The organism is Suicoccus acidiformans (assembly GCF_003546865.1).
GTDB classification, from domain to species: domain Bacteria; phylum Bacillota; class Bacilli; order Lactobacillales; family Aerococcaceae; genus Suicoccus; species Suicoccus acidiformans.
Genome location: NZ_CP023434.1, coordinates 1,324,465 through 1,340,138 on the forward strand (window position 1 = coordinate 1,324,465; position 15,674 = coordinate 1,340,138).

Below are 15,674 nucleotides of genomic sequence, written 5' to 3' on the forward strand. Positions count from 1 at the left end.
ATTGCGGACATACCACTTTGACCATCTCTGACTATCTTGGTGTACTCTTACCACGATAGTCTATAGGGGTTCACTTACGTGGTGCACTCTTACCACGATAGTCTGGTGTCGGTTCACTTACGTGGTACAAACCTACCATGATAGTCTGAAGCTGGTTCACTGGCGTGGTACAAGTCTACCACGATATTCTAAGCCCAATTTACTTGCGTGGTAGACACCTACCACGATAATCAACTTACTGCACCAAGCCAAAGAAACGCTCTCCCCCTGCAAACACAATACAAACTTCCGCTTTCAGTACCAATTCCATTCAGTTAGGCCACCCATCCAAAGTTCAGCTTACTAACAAAAGTCCAGCACCCACCCCGGATCAAATAAAGGTTGATGCCACGGTCCGCCGTGGCTTCCCTATCTTAATTTAGAGTTTGCGCCTTAAGCTTGATTGAGTGAAAGAGGTACAGATTGCGGACATACCACTTTGACTAATTCTGACTATCGTGGTGCACTCTTACCACGATAGTCTAGAGGGGGTTCACTGGCGTGGTGCAAGTCTACCACGATATTCTTCGGCCACTTCACTTACGTGGTTCAAACCTACCACGGTAGTCTGGAGTAATTTCACTAGCGTGGTACAGTTCCACCACGTCAGTTCTCCACTAAACACCCGCCCCATCACAACTACTTCTTCCTGATGATCCCCACTTGCTTGAATGGCATTATTGTTTAACACTCGGATGACTCGCACTGGACCGCCTCCTCCTCTAGAAAAAATAAAAAAACCTAAATAAACCTATGCATTGTGCCTCCAATGCATAAAAGTTTACTTAGGTTTTGCCTGCCTGACCAGTCACAATCCTGTCGCTATACTAATATAAAAATATCGTAACCGATTTTTCCTAAGAATGCAAGCCCTTACCTGAGAAAAACTTACAGTTTTCTCATAGTCCGCTAGAAATCTCCAGCCACACGTGTCATAATATCATCGAAAGGAGAATGCTTTATGTTAACGCATCTTAAACATCTAATTGCAGCCAAAGGCGATAAACTCGTCGCCTACCGCCGCTACTTACATCAACATCCTGAATTATCTTGGGAAGAATACGAGATAACTGACTGGCTTGCCAGCCAACTCGATGCCTTAGGCATCCCCTACCAACGCCTGGACCGTACCGGCTTAGTCGGTGAAATTAAAGGGAGTCAGCCAGGTAAAACCATTCTGCTTCGGGCAGATATTGACGGCCTGCCAGTCACCGAGAACACTACTCACAACTTCCCCTCCAAGCGCCCTGGGAAGATGCATGCTTGTGGCCACGACGCTCATATGGCCATGCTTCTCGTCGCTTTGGAAGCCCTCAACGAAATTAACGATAATCTCCAGGGACATGTGCGTTTCCTCTTCCAACCTGCTGAAGAAGTCGGTCAAGGGGCGAAATATGCCTTATCACAAGGCGTTACGGAAGGTGTCTCCAACGTCTTTGGAATACATATTTGGAGTCCCCTTCCAACCGGCAAAATATCTGGCCACAGAGGGCCCCAATGGACTGCAGCAGATCATTTCACCATCCGTTTCATTGGCAAAGGTGGTCATGCCTCCGAACCCGAGAATACTGTAGACTCCGCAGTCATGGCAGCACAATTTATTAGCAACGCCCAAGCAATAGTTGCCCGGGAAGTGAATCCCCAACAACCCGCCGTGGTCACCATCGGCAAAGTCAATACAGTCGATGGCGCCTTCAACATCATTAGTGAAGAAACAGTTATTGAAGGCACTGTCCGCACCTTCCACCAAGAAGCCCGCGATGTTGTTGAACGGGCCATGCACAGCTACGCAGAGCATATTGCTGCTATGTACGGAGGCCAAGCAGACGTCAATTATGACCGCATATTAGACGCTGTAGTCAATGAAGAGCAGTCGTCTGATCTTTTGTTAGAAATTGTTGAAAGGCAATTTGGCCAAGAAGCCATAGCGGAAGAGAAACTCATCATGGCGTCTGAAGACTTTGGTTTCTATACGACCCAAGCCCCTGGTGCCTTTGCTGCAGTGGGTTGCGGCAACGTCGCCAAGGGAGCGCATTATTCCCATCACAACGCCCGCTTTGATATTGATGAAGATGCATTAGTGTACGGCGCCATTCTACACGCCTCCTATGCCTATGCCTACTTAAAGCAGGATAAATTTTAAGACATAAACGCGCAGAAGATTCATTTGTCAGTCTTCTGCGCGTTTTTGGGGCTTATGTGCGTTAATACTATTAAGGGACACGTTCACTCACAAAGGTAATTTACGAGAAATAAAAAAAGACAACCCGAAGGCTGTCTCTTCCTATACCACTATTAGCGACGTAATCCAAGGCGTTGGATTAACTCACGGTAGCGGCTAATATCTTTATCACGCAAGTATGCTAACAGATTACGACGATGACCGATTTTCTTCATCAAACCACGGTATGAATGGTAATCTTTACTGTGCTCATGAATGTGTTCGTTCAATGAGTTAATATCAGCTGTTAACAATGCGATTTGGACCTCTGGAGAACCAGTGTCCCCTTCATGAGTTGCATATTCAGCGATAATTTGTTCTTTACGCTCTTTTGATAATGCCATCTCACTTCACCTCTTTCTTATAAATCTTCCCTGATACTAAGTAAAACGATGGTGAACCGTTAAACTGAGAATAGGTGCTCAAGAATCAAATGTCAGTCAAAGACAGCAACAAATGACTATGTATACCAATATATCGTATTTTGTCATTGAATGCAAGGGGAAATGTCATTAATTTTGTCCGCCGAGGACTTCATATAATTTTCGTGCGGTCAGTATTGTGAAATACTCCATCCCTTCAATACTATGGTGCACTTCATCTTCCATATACCACTCAGGATGACCTTGCTGGAAGCTATACCAATCGATTTCATGCACATTGTCATAAGTTTCACTTGCCTGACGAATAATTTCATTCACTTCCGCAATATGCTCAACCCGTGAATTCGTATTGACAAAGAATACTTGGCGATCTCCGGATAATTCAACCATATCATCAACCGAAGCCTTATCCAAGGACGCATTCGTTCCCAGAATAATGACCACATTCTCTTGAATCTCGCCATCGCGAATCATCTCTTCGTAAATCGGAATCGCATCCCAAATTTGCAAGCTCGCCTGCCCCCAAGAATTCCCGTTCTGGAATAAGTTCAAGGCAACCGGTCCTGATAACAAAGCCAAAGAATCCCCAAAAATCGTCACCGGTACTTCTGTCGCAAATTTAATCTCCTGTGGACTTAAATACTCCGCTACAATAGGCATAGTTTCCGCGACATCAGCCAGTAGTTCCTGATTCTCGGAAATGATCTCGTTCAACGCTTCAATATTGCCCGAAAGTGTGCGATTGACCCGCTGAATTTCACGAATAGGATCTTCAAAAGCTTTCTCACCCAGGAAGGCTACGTCCAAATCTTTGTCAAGCTTCTGATTGCCTTCTTTGATAGAAATAAGCGGACGTTCTTGCGGATAGGCATTATCCTGCACATTGGTTGATGTTTGGTAAAGTTGATATTCTAATTTAAATTGCGCCAAGCGTTTATCATTGTCCAAAAGTGTAAATGAGCGAACAAAAACGACAAGCATAGCAATATAAAGGATAAATACCGGTAATTTGTATAAGAAACTGCGATTACGGAAAAGGGACGCCCACATGTCCTTAATATCGACCAAGGGTTGCAGATGATTCCCAAACCAAATACGAATATCTGCGCGCTCAATGATGCGATAAAAAACTTCACCAAGCCCCAATATGGTGACAATACTCAAAGCGTTGATAAGCATCCGGTTCTCGCCTAGTTCGCGGTAAAAACCAAGGTAGAAGACAATGACCGGATAGTACCACAGATAATACGTATAGGAACGCCTTCCTAAGGCCGCCAAAGGTTTCAAATCAAAAAATCCCGATGCAATCGGTGTTCGAATCGTAATCAGCAAGGCAAAAAACATGCTCAAGAAGCTAAAAAACGGCATCCATACCACATAGGTAATATCAGCTTGGTCACTGGCATAAAAAGACAAGTAAAAGAATACAATCAGAATGACTAAGGCTGATATATTATAGAAGAAACGCCGCCAGCGCCATTGTCGGGTAAAGTTTAAAATCGAAGGTAATAAATACGCACCCGCAATGCCTATGGCAAAAGAAGAGAATCGCGTATCTAAACCGTAATAGACCCGCGAAGGATCACCACCCGGCTCGTATAAGAAGACCGATAGCATATAACTCAAAACCGCAATAACAGTCCACACGAGTCCTTTAGCTGGGACATTGAGTTTTATTTTATTAGTAAGTAAGGTTAGCGGTACCGAAATCAGAAAGGACTGCAAGTAAATCGCGTTATACCACAAATGCGTGAAAGGCGATGCTTCAGCCATTTGTACGAAATATGATTTGTCGGCAAGAATCTGATAAATATTATTTGTAAAGGTCAGTCCGGAAATGACATCATTCTTAATATACTGCAATTCGTTGCGGTTCAAGAAATACAATCCCACCAGAATCAACAAAATCAGCCAAAAAAGTGGAATAAACAAACGCTCCAAGGTCGTCTTCACATAACGCCCCAAAGCTTGCCAAGCAATCGGCTGTCCCACCTTCTGGTCCTTCTCCATCTTGTATGCAAAGAAATAACCAGCAAAAACTAAGAATGTATTGACAAAAAGAAAGCCTCCCTGGAATACTTGCGGGAACAAATGATACAGGATTACACCAAGAATCGCGATCCCCTTGGCGCCGTCAAAGGCATTCAATCGTAATGACTGGTTCATATGAACCCTCCTTTCGCTTTTCATTTTCCCATTATATAGCTTCTGGACGAAAATAAAAAGTGAGAATCCTAGAAAGATGCTAAAATGTCAGTCGGCAGAATGCAAAGGAGGTTATTATTATACAAGGTAGGCTGAAAATAATCTCTCCTGAAAAATACAGTCGTATCAACGTCCAGTAATAATCACTTTCATTGAGGTGTATAACTTTAAAGGAAATTTAGAATATACAGCACAAAGAGACCCCTAACAAGCAGTGTCGGAGGTCTCTTCTAGCTTAAAGACTTGGTGTGAACAGCAATAAATTAAGTACTTTCGGTGGCATACAAACTGTAGCATATAGATTGTATGAAATTGGCCTTTTCTACCAGCCATCGTTCACAACTTCTAAGCAATTAACTTACCGCTTATTAAACACAGCCTTCAACTCCATAATAATATCCCGCATTTCGGCAGCCGCCTCGAAGTTGAGATCCTTGGCGTATTGGCGCATTTCTAATTCTAAGCGCTCCATCTGCTCTTCTCTTTGCAGGCGTGAGAGGCTCTTGAATTGAACCAGAATGTTCTCTGATTGCTCGTCTGCCTCGACTTCGTGGGTGATTTTGATAAGGTCACGGACGTCTTTCTTGACCGTCTTAGGCACAATACCGTGCTCTTTATTGTAAGCCATTTGAATTTCCCGACGTCGTTCTGTTTCTTCCATCGCCTTCTGCATGGAGTCTGTAATGTGATCAGCGTACAGAATAACATAGCCATTCTCGTTACGCGCTGCCCGGCCAATGGTTTGAACTAAGGCTCGTTCACCGCGCAGGAAGCCTTCTTTGTCCGCATCCAAGATCGCAACTAAGGATACTTCTGGCACGTCCAGTCCTTCCCGAAGTAAGTTAATACCCACGAGCACATCAAAGACGCCGAGGCGCAGGTCGCGAATGATTTCGGTCCGCTCCAAGGTTTTAATATCACTGTGCAAGTATTTAACTTTGATGTCTAACTCTTTTAAGTAGTCGGTCAAGTCTTCCGACATCTTCTTCGTCAACGTCGTAATAAAGACGCGCTCATCCCGGTCGATACGTTTTTGAATTTCGGAGACGAGGTCGTCAATTTGGCCTTTAATTGGACGCACTTCCACTTCAGGATCTAAAAGACCGGTTGGACGGATGATTTGTTGGACAAAGGCACCGTCCGTGTGGTCCATTTCATAAGGACCAGGCGTGGCTGAAATGTAAATAATCTGGTTGACGTGCTTTTCGAACTCTTCCAGTTTCAATGGCCGGTTGTCTAAAGCACTCGGTAGACGGAAGCCATAATCAATCAACATTTCCTTACGGGCCTTATCCCCATTGTACATCCCTCGAATTTGGGGCATGGTCATATGCGATTCGTCTACAACGATGAGGAAATCATCGGGGAAGAAGTCCAATAAAGTATAGGGCTGTTCGCCCGGTGCCCGACCGTCCATATGGCGAGAATAGTTCTCAATTCCGTTGGTATAACCCATTTCCAGCAGCATTTCAATATCATAATTCGTCCTTTGCTCCAAACGCTGGGCTTCCAGCAGTTTATTCTCGGCATTCAACTCAGCCAAACGCTCTTCCAGTTCAACGCGAATGGATTCAACCGCCCGGACAGTCTGTTCTTGATTGGCCACGAAGTGTGTGGCTGGGTAAATTGGGAAGTGTTCGACGTCATTCTTGATTTCGCCGGTTAATACATCGACTTCACGAATGCGTTCGATCTCATCGCCAAACCATTCAACCCGGATGACTTCTGAATCGCGGGAAGCCATGAAAATCTCCACAACATCTCCGCGCACCCGGAAGGTTCCCCGTTGAAAATCGATGTCATTGCGGACAAATTGCATATCAATGAGGCGGGCAATTATTTCATCCCGGCTCACTTCTTGACCTTGGCGGATTGATAAAACGTGATCCCGATACATTTCCGGATTTACCAAACCGTAAATACAGGAAACAGACGCCACCACAATAACGTCACGCCGCTCGAGTAAGGCTGAGGAAGCCGAGTGGCGCAATTTATCAATTTCGTCATTAATACTGGCTTCCTTCTCAATATAGGAGTCGGAAGCTGGCACATAGGCTTCAGGTTGATAGTAATCATAGTAAGATACGAAATATTCCACCGCATTATCCGGAAAAAATTCCAACAACTCACTATATAATTGCCCGGCTAACGTCTTATTATGGGCCAGGACAAGGGTCGGTTTATTCACTTCATTAATTACGTTCGCAATCGTAAAAGTCTTACCAGTACCCGTTGCACCGAGTAGGACTTGTTCTTTTGTATCTTCGTTCAATCCAGCGACCAATTCCTTAATGGCTTGGGGCTGGTCCCCGCTTGGTTGGTACGGGGCTTTCAAATTAAATTTCTCCAAAGGTGTCCCTCCTTAAAGAACATTTGTTCACGACTTAAGTATACATGATTTATTCGCTTTTGGCACCCTTTTTGCTTAAAAAATTATTTTTCCATTGCATTCATTCCTTGGCTTATTGTATAATAGCTCTTGTTGACTCACAGGAGTGACAAAGTATAACGAAAGAGGTGACAGAGATGGCAAACTCTAGACAAGCAACAAAACGCGCACGCCAAAACTTGACTAAAGCTGAAAACAACAATGTTCAAGTAACGAAAATGCGTACTGCGATTAAAAAAGTTCACGTAGCTGTTGAAACAGGTGAAGGTGACAAAGACGCCCTTTTCCGTGAAGCGATGAAACAAATTGACCGCTCAGCAACGAAAGGTCTTATTCACAACAACAAAGCAAACCGTGACAAAGCTAAATTGGCTAAATTAGTTCAAGCTTAAGACGGTTAACCCCCGAGTCTCATAGAGGCTTGGGGGTTTTTTGTATGCTTCAGACTTATGATAAATGACCGCCCGCCTTACTTCATCTCCATCAACCGCGTTAATAATAAGTAGAAATGACTTTCCTGATCTCCGACTCCTGTCTTCATCCCATAATCTGCTTCCACGAGTTGATTGTAGAAGTCCACTAATTCTTCAAAAGGCATTTGGCGAACCGACTGCATGGCGAGTTTCACCCGGTAGGGATGCACGCCTAAATGGCTAGCAATTTGCCCTTCCATCATACCTTCTTGGGCAAGGAGTTTTGTTTGAATCATAATTCGAAATTGCGAGACTATGAGCGCATGGAGAGCGATCGGCTCATGCTTCATCAGGCGTAAGTCTTGGTAAATTTGAATCGCCCGGTCAATTTGCTTGGTAACCACAGCATTAGATAGCTCAAAGACATCCGACTCCAAAGTGCGCGGTACCAAGTCTTCCACCACATCCAAGGTTATGCGTCGACCTAAGCTGTGATAACTTTCCAATTTCTCCAACTCGTGCATGGCCTGACTCAACTGGCCATCCACTCGGCGCAAAAGCTCACCGACCGCTTCCCTGGTCATATCTAGATTACTATTAGCGATATAGGTTTGCACATAGCGCTGGACCTGGCCCTCATCCATTGGCGTAATATCGACAAAGGTGGAATGTTTCTGCAGGAGCTTGCTGCCTTTACGGCGCTTATCAAGCTGATCACCAGGAATCACAAAAACTAAGACCGAAGCCTTATTCGGATTCTTCAAGTATTCTTCGAGAGCCTTCTCTTCGTGCTTCTCCAACTTGCTACCCTGACTGGTTGCGAAATTAGCATTCCACGCCAGAATCAACCGCTGATCAGCGAAGAATGAGAACATATTCGCCTCATCGATGGCATCCATCAAAGCTTGTTCATTCAAATCTAAGGTAAGGCGATCCGATTCGCCGTCACTTTCAGTTGCTTGTCTCAAAGCTTCCAAAAGTTGATCACGTAAATATTGTTCGCTCCCGAATATTGTATAGACGGGAGCCGTTTGGCCTGCCCGAATCGCTTGAATTGCTGGTTGAAAATCCATGTGTCGCGCCCCTTTCTTCCCCATATTATATGACAGTTCAAGTTAAAAACCAATCTTTTGACGAAAAGGCTTTACATTGTTATACTGCTATTATTATTTATAAGAGAGGAGCATGCCGATGCAACCATTAATTGGTATTACGGGAAATACGACGCTTTTAAGCCGGCCAGGAGATGTGAGCGCCTTTGAAATCAATTATTCACCGCGCAGCATTAGCACCGCGGTTCAGCACGCAGGAGGAACGCCGCTGATCATTCCCATGACCCAACCGGAGGATGCAGCCCAATATATATCCGCTGTCGACGGCCTAGTCTTAGCCGGTGGCCAGGATATTTCACCCTTATTCTACGGTGAAGAACCGCAAAAAGTTATTGGTGCCGTTTCCCCCGAAAGAGATCGTATTGAACTCGCCTTAATTAAAGAAGCTATCCAACAAAAGAAAGCTATTCTGGGTATTTGTCGGGGCATGCAACTCGTGAACGTGGCCCTTGGTGGGACCCTGTATCAAGACATTAAACACGATTCACGCTTCACCGTCCAACACGACCAGAAATCGCAACCCCATTTTGCGACCCATACGGTCTTTGTCAGTGAAGACTCCTATCTGGGCCGTTTGATTCCCGATAAGAGTCTGGTGAACTCTTTCCATCACCAAGCCATCCGCGATTTGGCTGAACCCTTGCACGCAACCGCTCGCAGTAAGGACGAAGTGATTGAAGCTGTTGAAGCCATGGACGACAACTACAGTATTGTCGGCGTCCAGTGGCACCCCGAATTAACCTTTGAAACTGACCACCCAAGCCTTGCCCTATTCCAAGATTTGGTGGAACGAACCTAATAAATAAAAGACTGAAAACTTGTGGGTTTTCAGTCTTTTTATTTTCTGTATTCTAAGCGCGCGACGGTTTTACATACATTAATTGGCCTTCAAACGAATTACCCAATTATCCGCCCGGTCCGTTGAGTTCAACAACTCGGGCTGATTCATCGCTGCTTCATTCACTGCGATGACTTGTCCGGCAACTGGGGTCGGCACTTCAATGGCAGCCTTGGACGCTTCCAAGTTCAAGATCGTATCATCCACGTCAACGGTCGCTGCCTTGGTCAAGCTGACATAGGCAATATCCCCTGCTTCCTCTTGGAGCGCTTCCGACATGCCCAAAGTAATAACGCCGTTTGCTTCTTCAAGCCATAATTGCTGTGTATCCATTCACTTACCTCTTTCTAGTATAAGAAATCTTCGGCATCCGCATAGCGGTAACTACGGTAATGGTAGCGCATCGAAAGAATAAGACCAATTCCAATCATATTACTTAGAAGCGCAGAACCCCCTTGCGAAATAAACGGCAGCGGCACCCCAGTAATCGGTGTCAGCCCAATCGTCATCCCCACATTCTCAAAGATATGGAACATGACCATTGAAATAACGCCTACCGCAATATAGGTATAGAACTCATTCTTCGTCTCGAAGCACGTTTGCACCATTTGATAAATCAAAACAAAATATATAAATAATAGAAGCGCTGCCGCAATGAAACCACCATTTTCGGCAATCGTCGTAAAGATAAAGTCAGATTCACGTACCGGCACGGTTACCTCGGAGACCCCAAAGCCCTTACCTGATAATTGGCCAGAACCAATAGCTTTAATACTTTGAGCCAATTGGTAACCACTACCTTGTGCATTGGCAAAAGGATTCAACCAGTCAAGAATCCGGTCCACTTGGTACTGAGCTAGAATGCCTGAATTAACCACTAATTCAGCATTGAAGGAAATCAAATAGATAAATAATCCCGCAAAAAGGACAACTCCGATAATCATCGGTGCTAAGATTTTCCATGAGATACCAGAAATCACAACAACACCAGCAGTAATCGAGAGGATTACTAAGTTGGTCCCTAAGTCATTTTGTAATTGGATGAGAATGACTGGCGGTAAGGCTGCTAGTGCAATCTTCCCAAGAAGAATCCAATCGGATTTAATGGTACGATTCTGGTTTTGGTTATTATGGGTAGTAACTAATTTGGATAAGAATATAATATAGGCTGGTTTAAAGAATTCTGATGGCTGCATGGAGAATGGTCCAATCGTAAACCAACTGCGGGCCCCGGTTGAAGTGGCCAGGGATCGGTCATAAAAGATGAGAACAAGAACCAGGAGCAAGAGCCCGCCTCCATAGAGATAATCGGCCATCTTCCAATATTGTTCGGAATTGAATTGCATGACCACGATAACAGCAATGGCTCCAATCCCATACCATAAAGCGTGAAACAGGGTTGGTCTGAGGTCATTGCCTTCAACTAATACTGTTGTAGCATAGACACTTAAGATACCAATAATCGCCAAGAGAAAGACAGTAAGGATTAAGCCGTAATCGATGCGATTTTCGTGGCTTGCCTTGCGGCGCCGAGACATATTCATATTGTTTTACACTTCCTTTTTGATTTGATCTCTGAGGGCATAGTCCCCTTGATAGGACTGGTCGTAATCTTTACTCATCGCTTGATAAGTGCTGTAACTGCGACTTTCTTCAACCAGCTGCCAATAAGGTTTCTCATAGTAATCATGCACGAGCACATTTAAGTAAGCCCCTAAACTTAGGACAATCATATTGAAATACAGCCAAATAATCAAGATAATGAAAACCCCGATAGTATTATTACTAATGCTATCTCCGGCAATGGCGGTATAGACAGTAAATAATTGGGATACCACAATGAAGCCAATTAAGGCAAAAATGGTGCCAGGTAAAGCATATTTAATATGCCACTGAACATTCGGGATAAAATGATAGATTAGCAGTAATACCCCGAAAATCGCTAAGCCCCAAATGAGCCATTTTTGCTGGAAGATTAGGCCAAATAAATTAGTCGTAACTGGCATATCGAGAATGCTATCAATGAAATTCAGGACAATCTCACCAAAGACGTTAACGAAGGTTCCCGCCACAAAGGCAAAGACAATCGCTAGGGTAAAGACATAAGCGAATAATCGAGCTAAAATAAAGTTCGGCCGCGGAGGCGCCTTGTAAATTAAATTAAACACCCGCTGTATAGTATTAAAGACATTCGAAGCCGGCCACAGGGAAATAATCAAACTCAGGGAGAAAATCCCTGTACTCGTACTAGTTAAATAGCCTTCCAGAATAGGAATCAGGGTCACTTCCACCTCATCAGGCAAGGCTGCTTCCATCACACTGATAATCGCCTGCTGATCAATAGGCAGGACAGAAATCACATTGGCCAAGGCCAGCATAATAGGCACGATAGCCCAAATAATATAGAAGGATAACTCTGCTGCATAACTACCAAAACGCAGCTGTTCACTGTTTATTTGAAACGTCTTGACAACTCGTTTCATTCGAGAACCTTGCATCATGACACCCTTCCTTTCTAGTTAAATCATTACTATAGGTTACCATATTCCCGGCGGAAATGCATTGAAAAACCTGATAAAAATTGCGGTTTATTGGATTATAGTGGTAAATTCATCAGCAATCGGATGCTTATTAAGATTCCTGCGTGAGTTCAGAGTTAGTAACTATTCAAAGTGTGTCGCTGATGTGTGCCACGGGCTGAGCAAGATTCTTAGCATGGAGAATATTGGCGTATCAGATGGTTTTGCCACGGCTTTATGCCGTGGTTCCCTTATGCTATGCTGAAAGGTAGCCTAAAACAGGATTGACTTTAAGCGATTTGATCCGTTATCTGGTAGTTAGGCAGAAGTTGGTGAGGTGACGCTGGTGGTGGTTGGCGGTTACTGGGTTGGCTGCAGAAAAATGCTGGCTAAAACAAGTATGTTGAGAGCAACTTTCTGCTGCGTGCTTGAACTTGGTCTTTTTAAGACTAGTTTGCGATTCTTTTCTTAGCAAGTACGGTTGCTAAGACTAGTTTGCGATTCTTCTATTAATAATCATAGCCTATTCTTGGAGCAAAACTAAGTATGTATAATCGGCGTGGTTAGTCTCACAAAAACATGATCAACTGCAGTTTTACGTCTTTCTTTTACAATAAAGGCAAACAAAGGTATAATGAAGGCAAACAATAAGGAGGTATACTATGTCAAAAGGTGTAACGTTCTATTTTGTTCGTCATGGGGAAACGTATTTCAACCAGTATTTCCGCATGCAAGGTTGGTCAAATGCGCCCCTAACTGAGAAAGGGATTCGCGATGTGCACCGCAGTGGTCGCGGTTTAGCTGAGGTTGAGTTTGATGCGGTGTATACGAGTGATTTGCAGCGGACTGTTGATACGGCGGAGATTTTGCTTGAGGAGAATCACCACGCTTTTGGTCTACACATTGAGAAGATGTATGAATTCCGCGAGGTGTTCTTTGGGACGCTTGAAGGTCTGCCATCGAAGGATGTTTGGCCAAATGTTATGGATTCAGTCAAAATTATGTACGACCTGCCAGCTGGTACAGATGCGGAAGTAGCCCAGACGATGAACGCAATTAAAAAAGCCGATCCGGAAGGTGACGCTGAGAACTATTTGGAGTTCTGGACGCGAGTTGAACCGGGTATTCTGAAATTATTAGAACGTCATAAGGCCACGGACGAGAATATTCTTGTTGTGTCACATGGAATGACGATTCGCTATATCTTGGATGGCTTGTTGCCGGACTTTGAGGAAAGCGAGCCTTTGCAGAATGCATCAGTGACGCGCATTTCTTACCGTGATGGGCAATTTGAATTGCTCGATTATAACAAAACCGATCACTTTACTGACTAATCGACATAGTTGCCAGTACAAGATTTTCTTAGTCAGTCTTCAAAAACGCATCAACTCAGCTCATTTATGCTGGCTTGGTGCGTTAATTTTTTGCTGGGGCGTTTAAGGATGATTGATGCTTGAACTTTGACGGTTGGTGGATTCTGTGTTATACTAAAATAGTATCTTTATTGGGGATGTTCCGGTTTCGACAGGGGCCATTCGAGCTCTCGATGCGACAGGAAGGCAGCGACTACCTAAAAACGCTACAGTTAAATATAACTGCAAACGAAAAAACAAACAATTTTGCTTTAGCAGCTTAAAAACCTGCAGGCAAAGATCGGCCTAGGATCGCCCATGTTCTAGTTCCCGGTCTCAAACTTAGTGGGATACGCCTTAGCATTCCGTCTGCATGCTAAGGAAGAGACGATCAGACTCGCGAAAGCTGATGCCCGTTGATTGGCTAGGCTGGAGCTAATCCAAATGAATCAACTATTGTCGTAGATTCGGGAGTGGCGAGGCTTCTGGACAGGGGTTCGATTCCCCTCATCTCCATTCATAACCCCTCTGCTTGAGCTGATGCTTAAGTAGAGGGGTTTATTGTTGGTTCATTTTAATTAAAAACTTGGTCTCATGATTAAAACATGAACCTTTTTTCTTTTACCGAATAAACATCTGAAACTTTCTACGCTTGATAGCGGGCTTGTCTGCGTTCCTGGCGAAGTGTCTTACCATTAATAGTGACTTGCTCTTTTTGCTCAAGGGTGCCTACTAAATTATCAAGATTGCGTCTTAGGTCTGGCCGAGTTAATCTGGCGATGTCCTGGCCGTCTCTTGTGATGATTATATCGCTAGTACGGGCAAGACCAAGGCCTTATCAACATCTGCTTGAAATACTTCGATAGAAATTCGCATCATCATCCCTCCTATATATAGTGTACTGCAAATATTATCGCTCTGACTTGTATTTTACAGGCCAAAAAAATCCCTGCCACTTCGGCAGAGATGTCCTCACATTATAAACTTGTAATAACGCTTCGAATTGCGTCGCCACCAAGGATAATTGTCACAATCGATACAATGATGCCCAGAATCATTTGCAGGCGGCTATTCTTATGCTCGCCCATAATGCGCGCTTGAGACGTTACGTAAACCAAATACACGGATACAACAGGGAGTATAATCCCATTCAAAGCTTGGGCCACTTGAATAATGGCCATCGGCCTGATGCCTAATAAATTAATGAAAATCCCGAAGACTACGACAATAATATTCGTCCATCTAAAGCGTTTATCAGAATTGTTCGCCTCCCAGCCGAAGAGTCCAGCTAAGGTATAAGAAGCCCCCAATGGTGAAGCGATAGCTGATGAAAAGCCAGCGGCTAACAAACCAATGGCCATAAAGATACCGGCCCATTCACCGAGAAGTGGTTCCAATTGAATGGAGAGATCGGCCGCAGTTTCGATTTGAACGCCTCGCATGAGGGTTCCAGCTGTAATAAGGATGGCTGCGGTAATCAGGCCACCTATCGTAATCGAAAAGCGCGTATCAAAACTCGATAATTCTAACTCATCAATCGTAAAGTTCTCGTGAGCATTCCCCGCATGAAGGAAGAAATTATAAGGCACCACAGTCGTTCCGATTAAAGAAATAATCATCAAATTAGCCTTTGCAGGTACTTGGGGAATCAAGCCGCGCCCTATTTCACCTAAGTCTGGTCGAGCTACAAACATCGTTGTAATAAACACAACCGCCATAATGGCCACTAGAAGCGTCAGGAAATTCTCGATAACCTTCATGGAGCCGATTGACACCATAATTAATACGAGAATCCCGACAATAAGACCAATGGTCTGCATAGGCAAGTTCACCAGCTGGGCAACCCCTAAACTCGTTCCGGACAAGTCTCCAGCAATATAAGATAAACTTCCCAGAAGAATCGATCCACCGACAAGATAAGCAGAGAATTTACGCAAACTAGGATTCGTAATACTGCGTAAAATCGCATTACCCAAACCTGATTGCGTGACAATCCCTAACCGAGCCGCCATCTCTTGGAGAACAATCGTCATAATAATTGCGAAAATAACCGTCCACAGTAAGGCGTAACCATAATCCGCCCCAGCCCGCGAAGCCATCGAGACCGTTCCCGGTCCAATAAAGGAGGCTGTTACTACAGCCCCTGGACCAACGGCTTTTAATTTATCCCACAGGGTATAATTCTTTTTGTTTGCCATATTGC

13 protein-coding genes and 1 other RNA gene are annotated in these 15,674 nt (G+C 44.3%); 5 read left to right on the top strand and 9 right to left on the bottom strand.

The features are described from left to right. Positions 1-532 precede the first annotated feature (532 nt). Positions 533-745, bottom strand: coding sequence for a CAT RNA binding domain-containing protein (locus tag CL176_RS06295; RefSeq protein ID WP_162890861.1), 213 nt, complete (start codon positions 743-745; stop codon positions 533-535). 255 nt (positions 746-1,000) lie between these two features. Here CL176_RS06295 and CL176_RS06300 point away from each other — a divergent pair, with 255 nt between their 5' ends. After that, on the top strand, positions 1,001-2,182 hold the full coding sequence (locus CL176_RS06300) for a M20 metallopeptidase family protein (RefSeq protein WP_118990535.1): 1,182 nt from the start codon (positions 1,001-1,003) through the stop codon (positions 2,180-2,182). Positions 2,183-2,334: 152 nt separating this feature from the next. On the opposite strand, the gene rpsO is transcribed toward CL176_RS06300, so the two are convergent. The 3 genes from rpsO to uvrB all read right to left on the bottom strand — a co-directional run bounded on the left by rpsO (position 2,335) and on the right by uvrB (position 7,198). Beyond that, positions 2,335-2,604 (bottom strand): 30S ribosomal protein S15, encoded by a 270-nt coding sequence (rpsO, locus tag CL176_RS06305; RefSeq protein WP_118990536.1) that lies wholly within the window; start codon positions 2,602-2,604, stop codon positions 2,335-2,337. 168 nt (positions 2,605-2,772) lie between these two features. Continuing rightward, positions 2,773-4,809, bottom strand: a complete 2,037-nt coding sequence (locus CL176_RS06310) for an acyltransferase family protein (protein ID WP_162890862.1) — start codon at positions 4,807-4,809, stop codon at positions 2,773-2,775. A gap of 397 nt (positions 4,810-5,206) precedes the next feature. Next, positions 5,207-7,198, bottom strand: a complete 1,992-nt coding sequence (gene uvrB / locus CL176_RS06315; RefSeq protein ID WP_118990538.1) for an excinuclease ABC subunit UvrB — start codon at positions 7,196-7,198, stop codon at positions 5,207-5,209. Positions 7,199-7,374: 176 nt separating this feature from the next. On the opposite strand from uvrB, the gene rpsT reads away from it, so the two are divergent. Then, entirely contained in the window at positions 7,375-7,629 is a 255-nt protein-coding gene (gene rpsT / locus CL176_RS06320; protein WP_118990539.1) for a 30S ribosomal protein S20, read from the top strand. Between the two features lie 77 nt (positions 7,630-7,706). Here the strand turns inward: rpsT and holA are convergent, their stop codons facing one another. Continuing rightward, positions 7,707-8,723 (bottom strand): DNA polymerase III subunit delta, encoded by a 1,017-nt coding sequence (gene holA, locus CL176_RS06325; RefSeq protein ID WP_118990540.1) that lies wholly within the window; start codon positions 8,721-8,723, stop codon positions 7,707-7,709. Positions 8,724-8,841: 118 nt separating this feature from the next. On the opposite strand from holA, the gene CL176_RS06330 reads away from it, so the two are divergent. Further along, positions 8,842-9,561, top strand: coding sequence for a gamma-glutamyl-gamma-aminobutyrate hydrolase family protein (locus tag CL176_RS06330; protein ID WP_118990541.1), 720 nt, complete (start codon positions 8,842-8,844; stop codon positions 9,559-9,561). 78 nt (positions 9,562-9,639) lie between these two features. Here CL176_RS06330 and CL176_RS06335 read toward each other — a convergent pair whose 3' ends face one another. From CL176_RS06335 to CL176_RS06345, 3 genes are read right to left on the bottom strand one after another with little or no spacing between them, the layout of a single operon-like run. Next, positions 9,640-9,933: a glycine cleavage system H family protein gene (locus CL176_RS06335; RefSeq protein ID WP_118990542.1), complete on the bottom strand. Its 294-nt coding sequence runs from the start codon at positions 9,931-9,933 to the stop codon at positions 9,640-9,642. A 14-nt stretch (positions 9,934-9,947) separates the two neighbouring features. Beyond that, entirely contained in the window at positions 9,948-11,144 is a 1,197-nt protein-coding gene (locus CL176_RS06340; protein ID WP_118990543.1) for an FtsW/RodA/SpoVE family cell cycle protein, read from the bottom strand. A gap of 6 nt (positions 11,145-11,150) precedes the next feature. Next, the gene (locus tag CL176_RS06345; protein WP_118990544.1) at positions 11,151-12,101 is read right to left on the bottom strand and encodes a YihY/virulence factor BrkB family protein; all 951 of its coding nucleotides are present in this window, start codon (positions 12,099-12,101) and stop codon (positions 11,151-11,153) included. A gap of 680 nt (positions 12,102-12,781) precedes the next feature. Here CL176_RS06345 and CL176_RS06350 point away from each other — a divergent pair. Together CL176_RS06350 and ssrA are read left to right on the top strand one after the other, a co-directional pair. Continuing rightward, positions 12,782-13,453 (top strand): histidine phosphatase family protein, encoded by a 672-nt coding sequence (locus tag CL176_RS06350; protein ID WP_118990545.1) that lies wholly within the window; start codon positions 12,782-12,784, stop codon positions 13,451-13,453. 172 nt (positions 13,454-13,625) lie between these two features. Next, positions 13,626-13,990: a transfer-messenger RNA gene (gene ssrA, locus CL176_RS06355) on the top strand. Positions 13,991-14,448: 458 nt separating this feature from the next. Here the strand turns inward: ssrA and CL176_RS06360 are convergent. Beyond that, complete coding sequence (locus CL176_RS06360) at positions 14,449-15,669, bottom strand: Nramp family divalent metal transporter (RefSeq protein WP_118990546.1); 1,221 nt, start codon at positions 15,667-15,669, stop codon at positions 14,449-14,451. Positions 15,670-15,674: the final 5 nt, after the last annotated feature.

Excerpts from the sequence above, each read along its gene's own strand:
- CL176_RS06300 (WP_118990535.1), top strand. The coding sequence starts at position 1,001 with ATGTTAACGCATCTTAAACATCTAATTGCAGCCAAAGGCGATAAACTC.
- rpsO (WP_118990536.1), bottom strand. The coding sequence starts at position 2,604 with ATGGCATTATCAAAAGAGCGTAAAGAACAAATTATCGCTGAATATGCA.
- CL176_RS06310 (WP_162890862.1), bottom strand. The coding sequence starts at position 4,809 with ATGAACCAGTCATTACGATTGAATGCCTTTGACGGCGCCAAGGGGATC.
- rpsT (WP_118990539.1), top strand. The coding sequence starts at position 7,375 with ATGGCAAACTCTAGACAAGCAACAAAACGCGCACGCCAAAACTTGACT.
- holA (WP_118990540.1), bottom strand. The coding sequence starts at position 8,723 with ATGGATTTTCAACCAGCAATTCAAGCGATTCGGGCAGGCCAAACGGCT.
- CL176_RS06330 (WP_118990541.1), top strand. The coding sequence starts at position 8,842 with ATGCAACCATTAATTGGTATTACGGGAAATACGACGCTTTTAAGCCGG.
- CL176_RS06335 (WP_118990542.1), bottom strand. The coding sequence starts at position 9,933 with ATGGATACACAGCAATTATGGCTTGAAGAAGCAAACGGCGTTATTACT.
- CL176_RS06340 (WP_118990543.1), bottom strand. The coding sequence starts at position 11,144 with ATGAATATGTCTCGGCGCCGCAAGGCAAGCCACGAAAATCGCATCGAT.
- CL176_RS06345 (WP_118990544.1), bottom strand. The coding sequence starts at position 12,101 with ATGATGCAAGGTTCTCGAATGAAACGAGTTGTCAAGACGTTTCAAATA.
- CL176_RS06350 (WP_118990545.1), top strand. The coding sequence starts at position 12,782 with ATGTCAAAAGGTGTAACGTTCTATTTTGTTCGTCATGGGGAAACGTAT.
- CL176_RS06360 (WP_118990546.1), bottom strand. The coding sequence starts at position 15,669 with ATGGCAAACAAAAAGAATTATACCCTGTGGGATAAATTAAAAGCCGTT.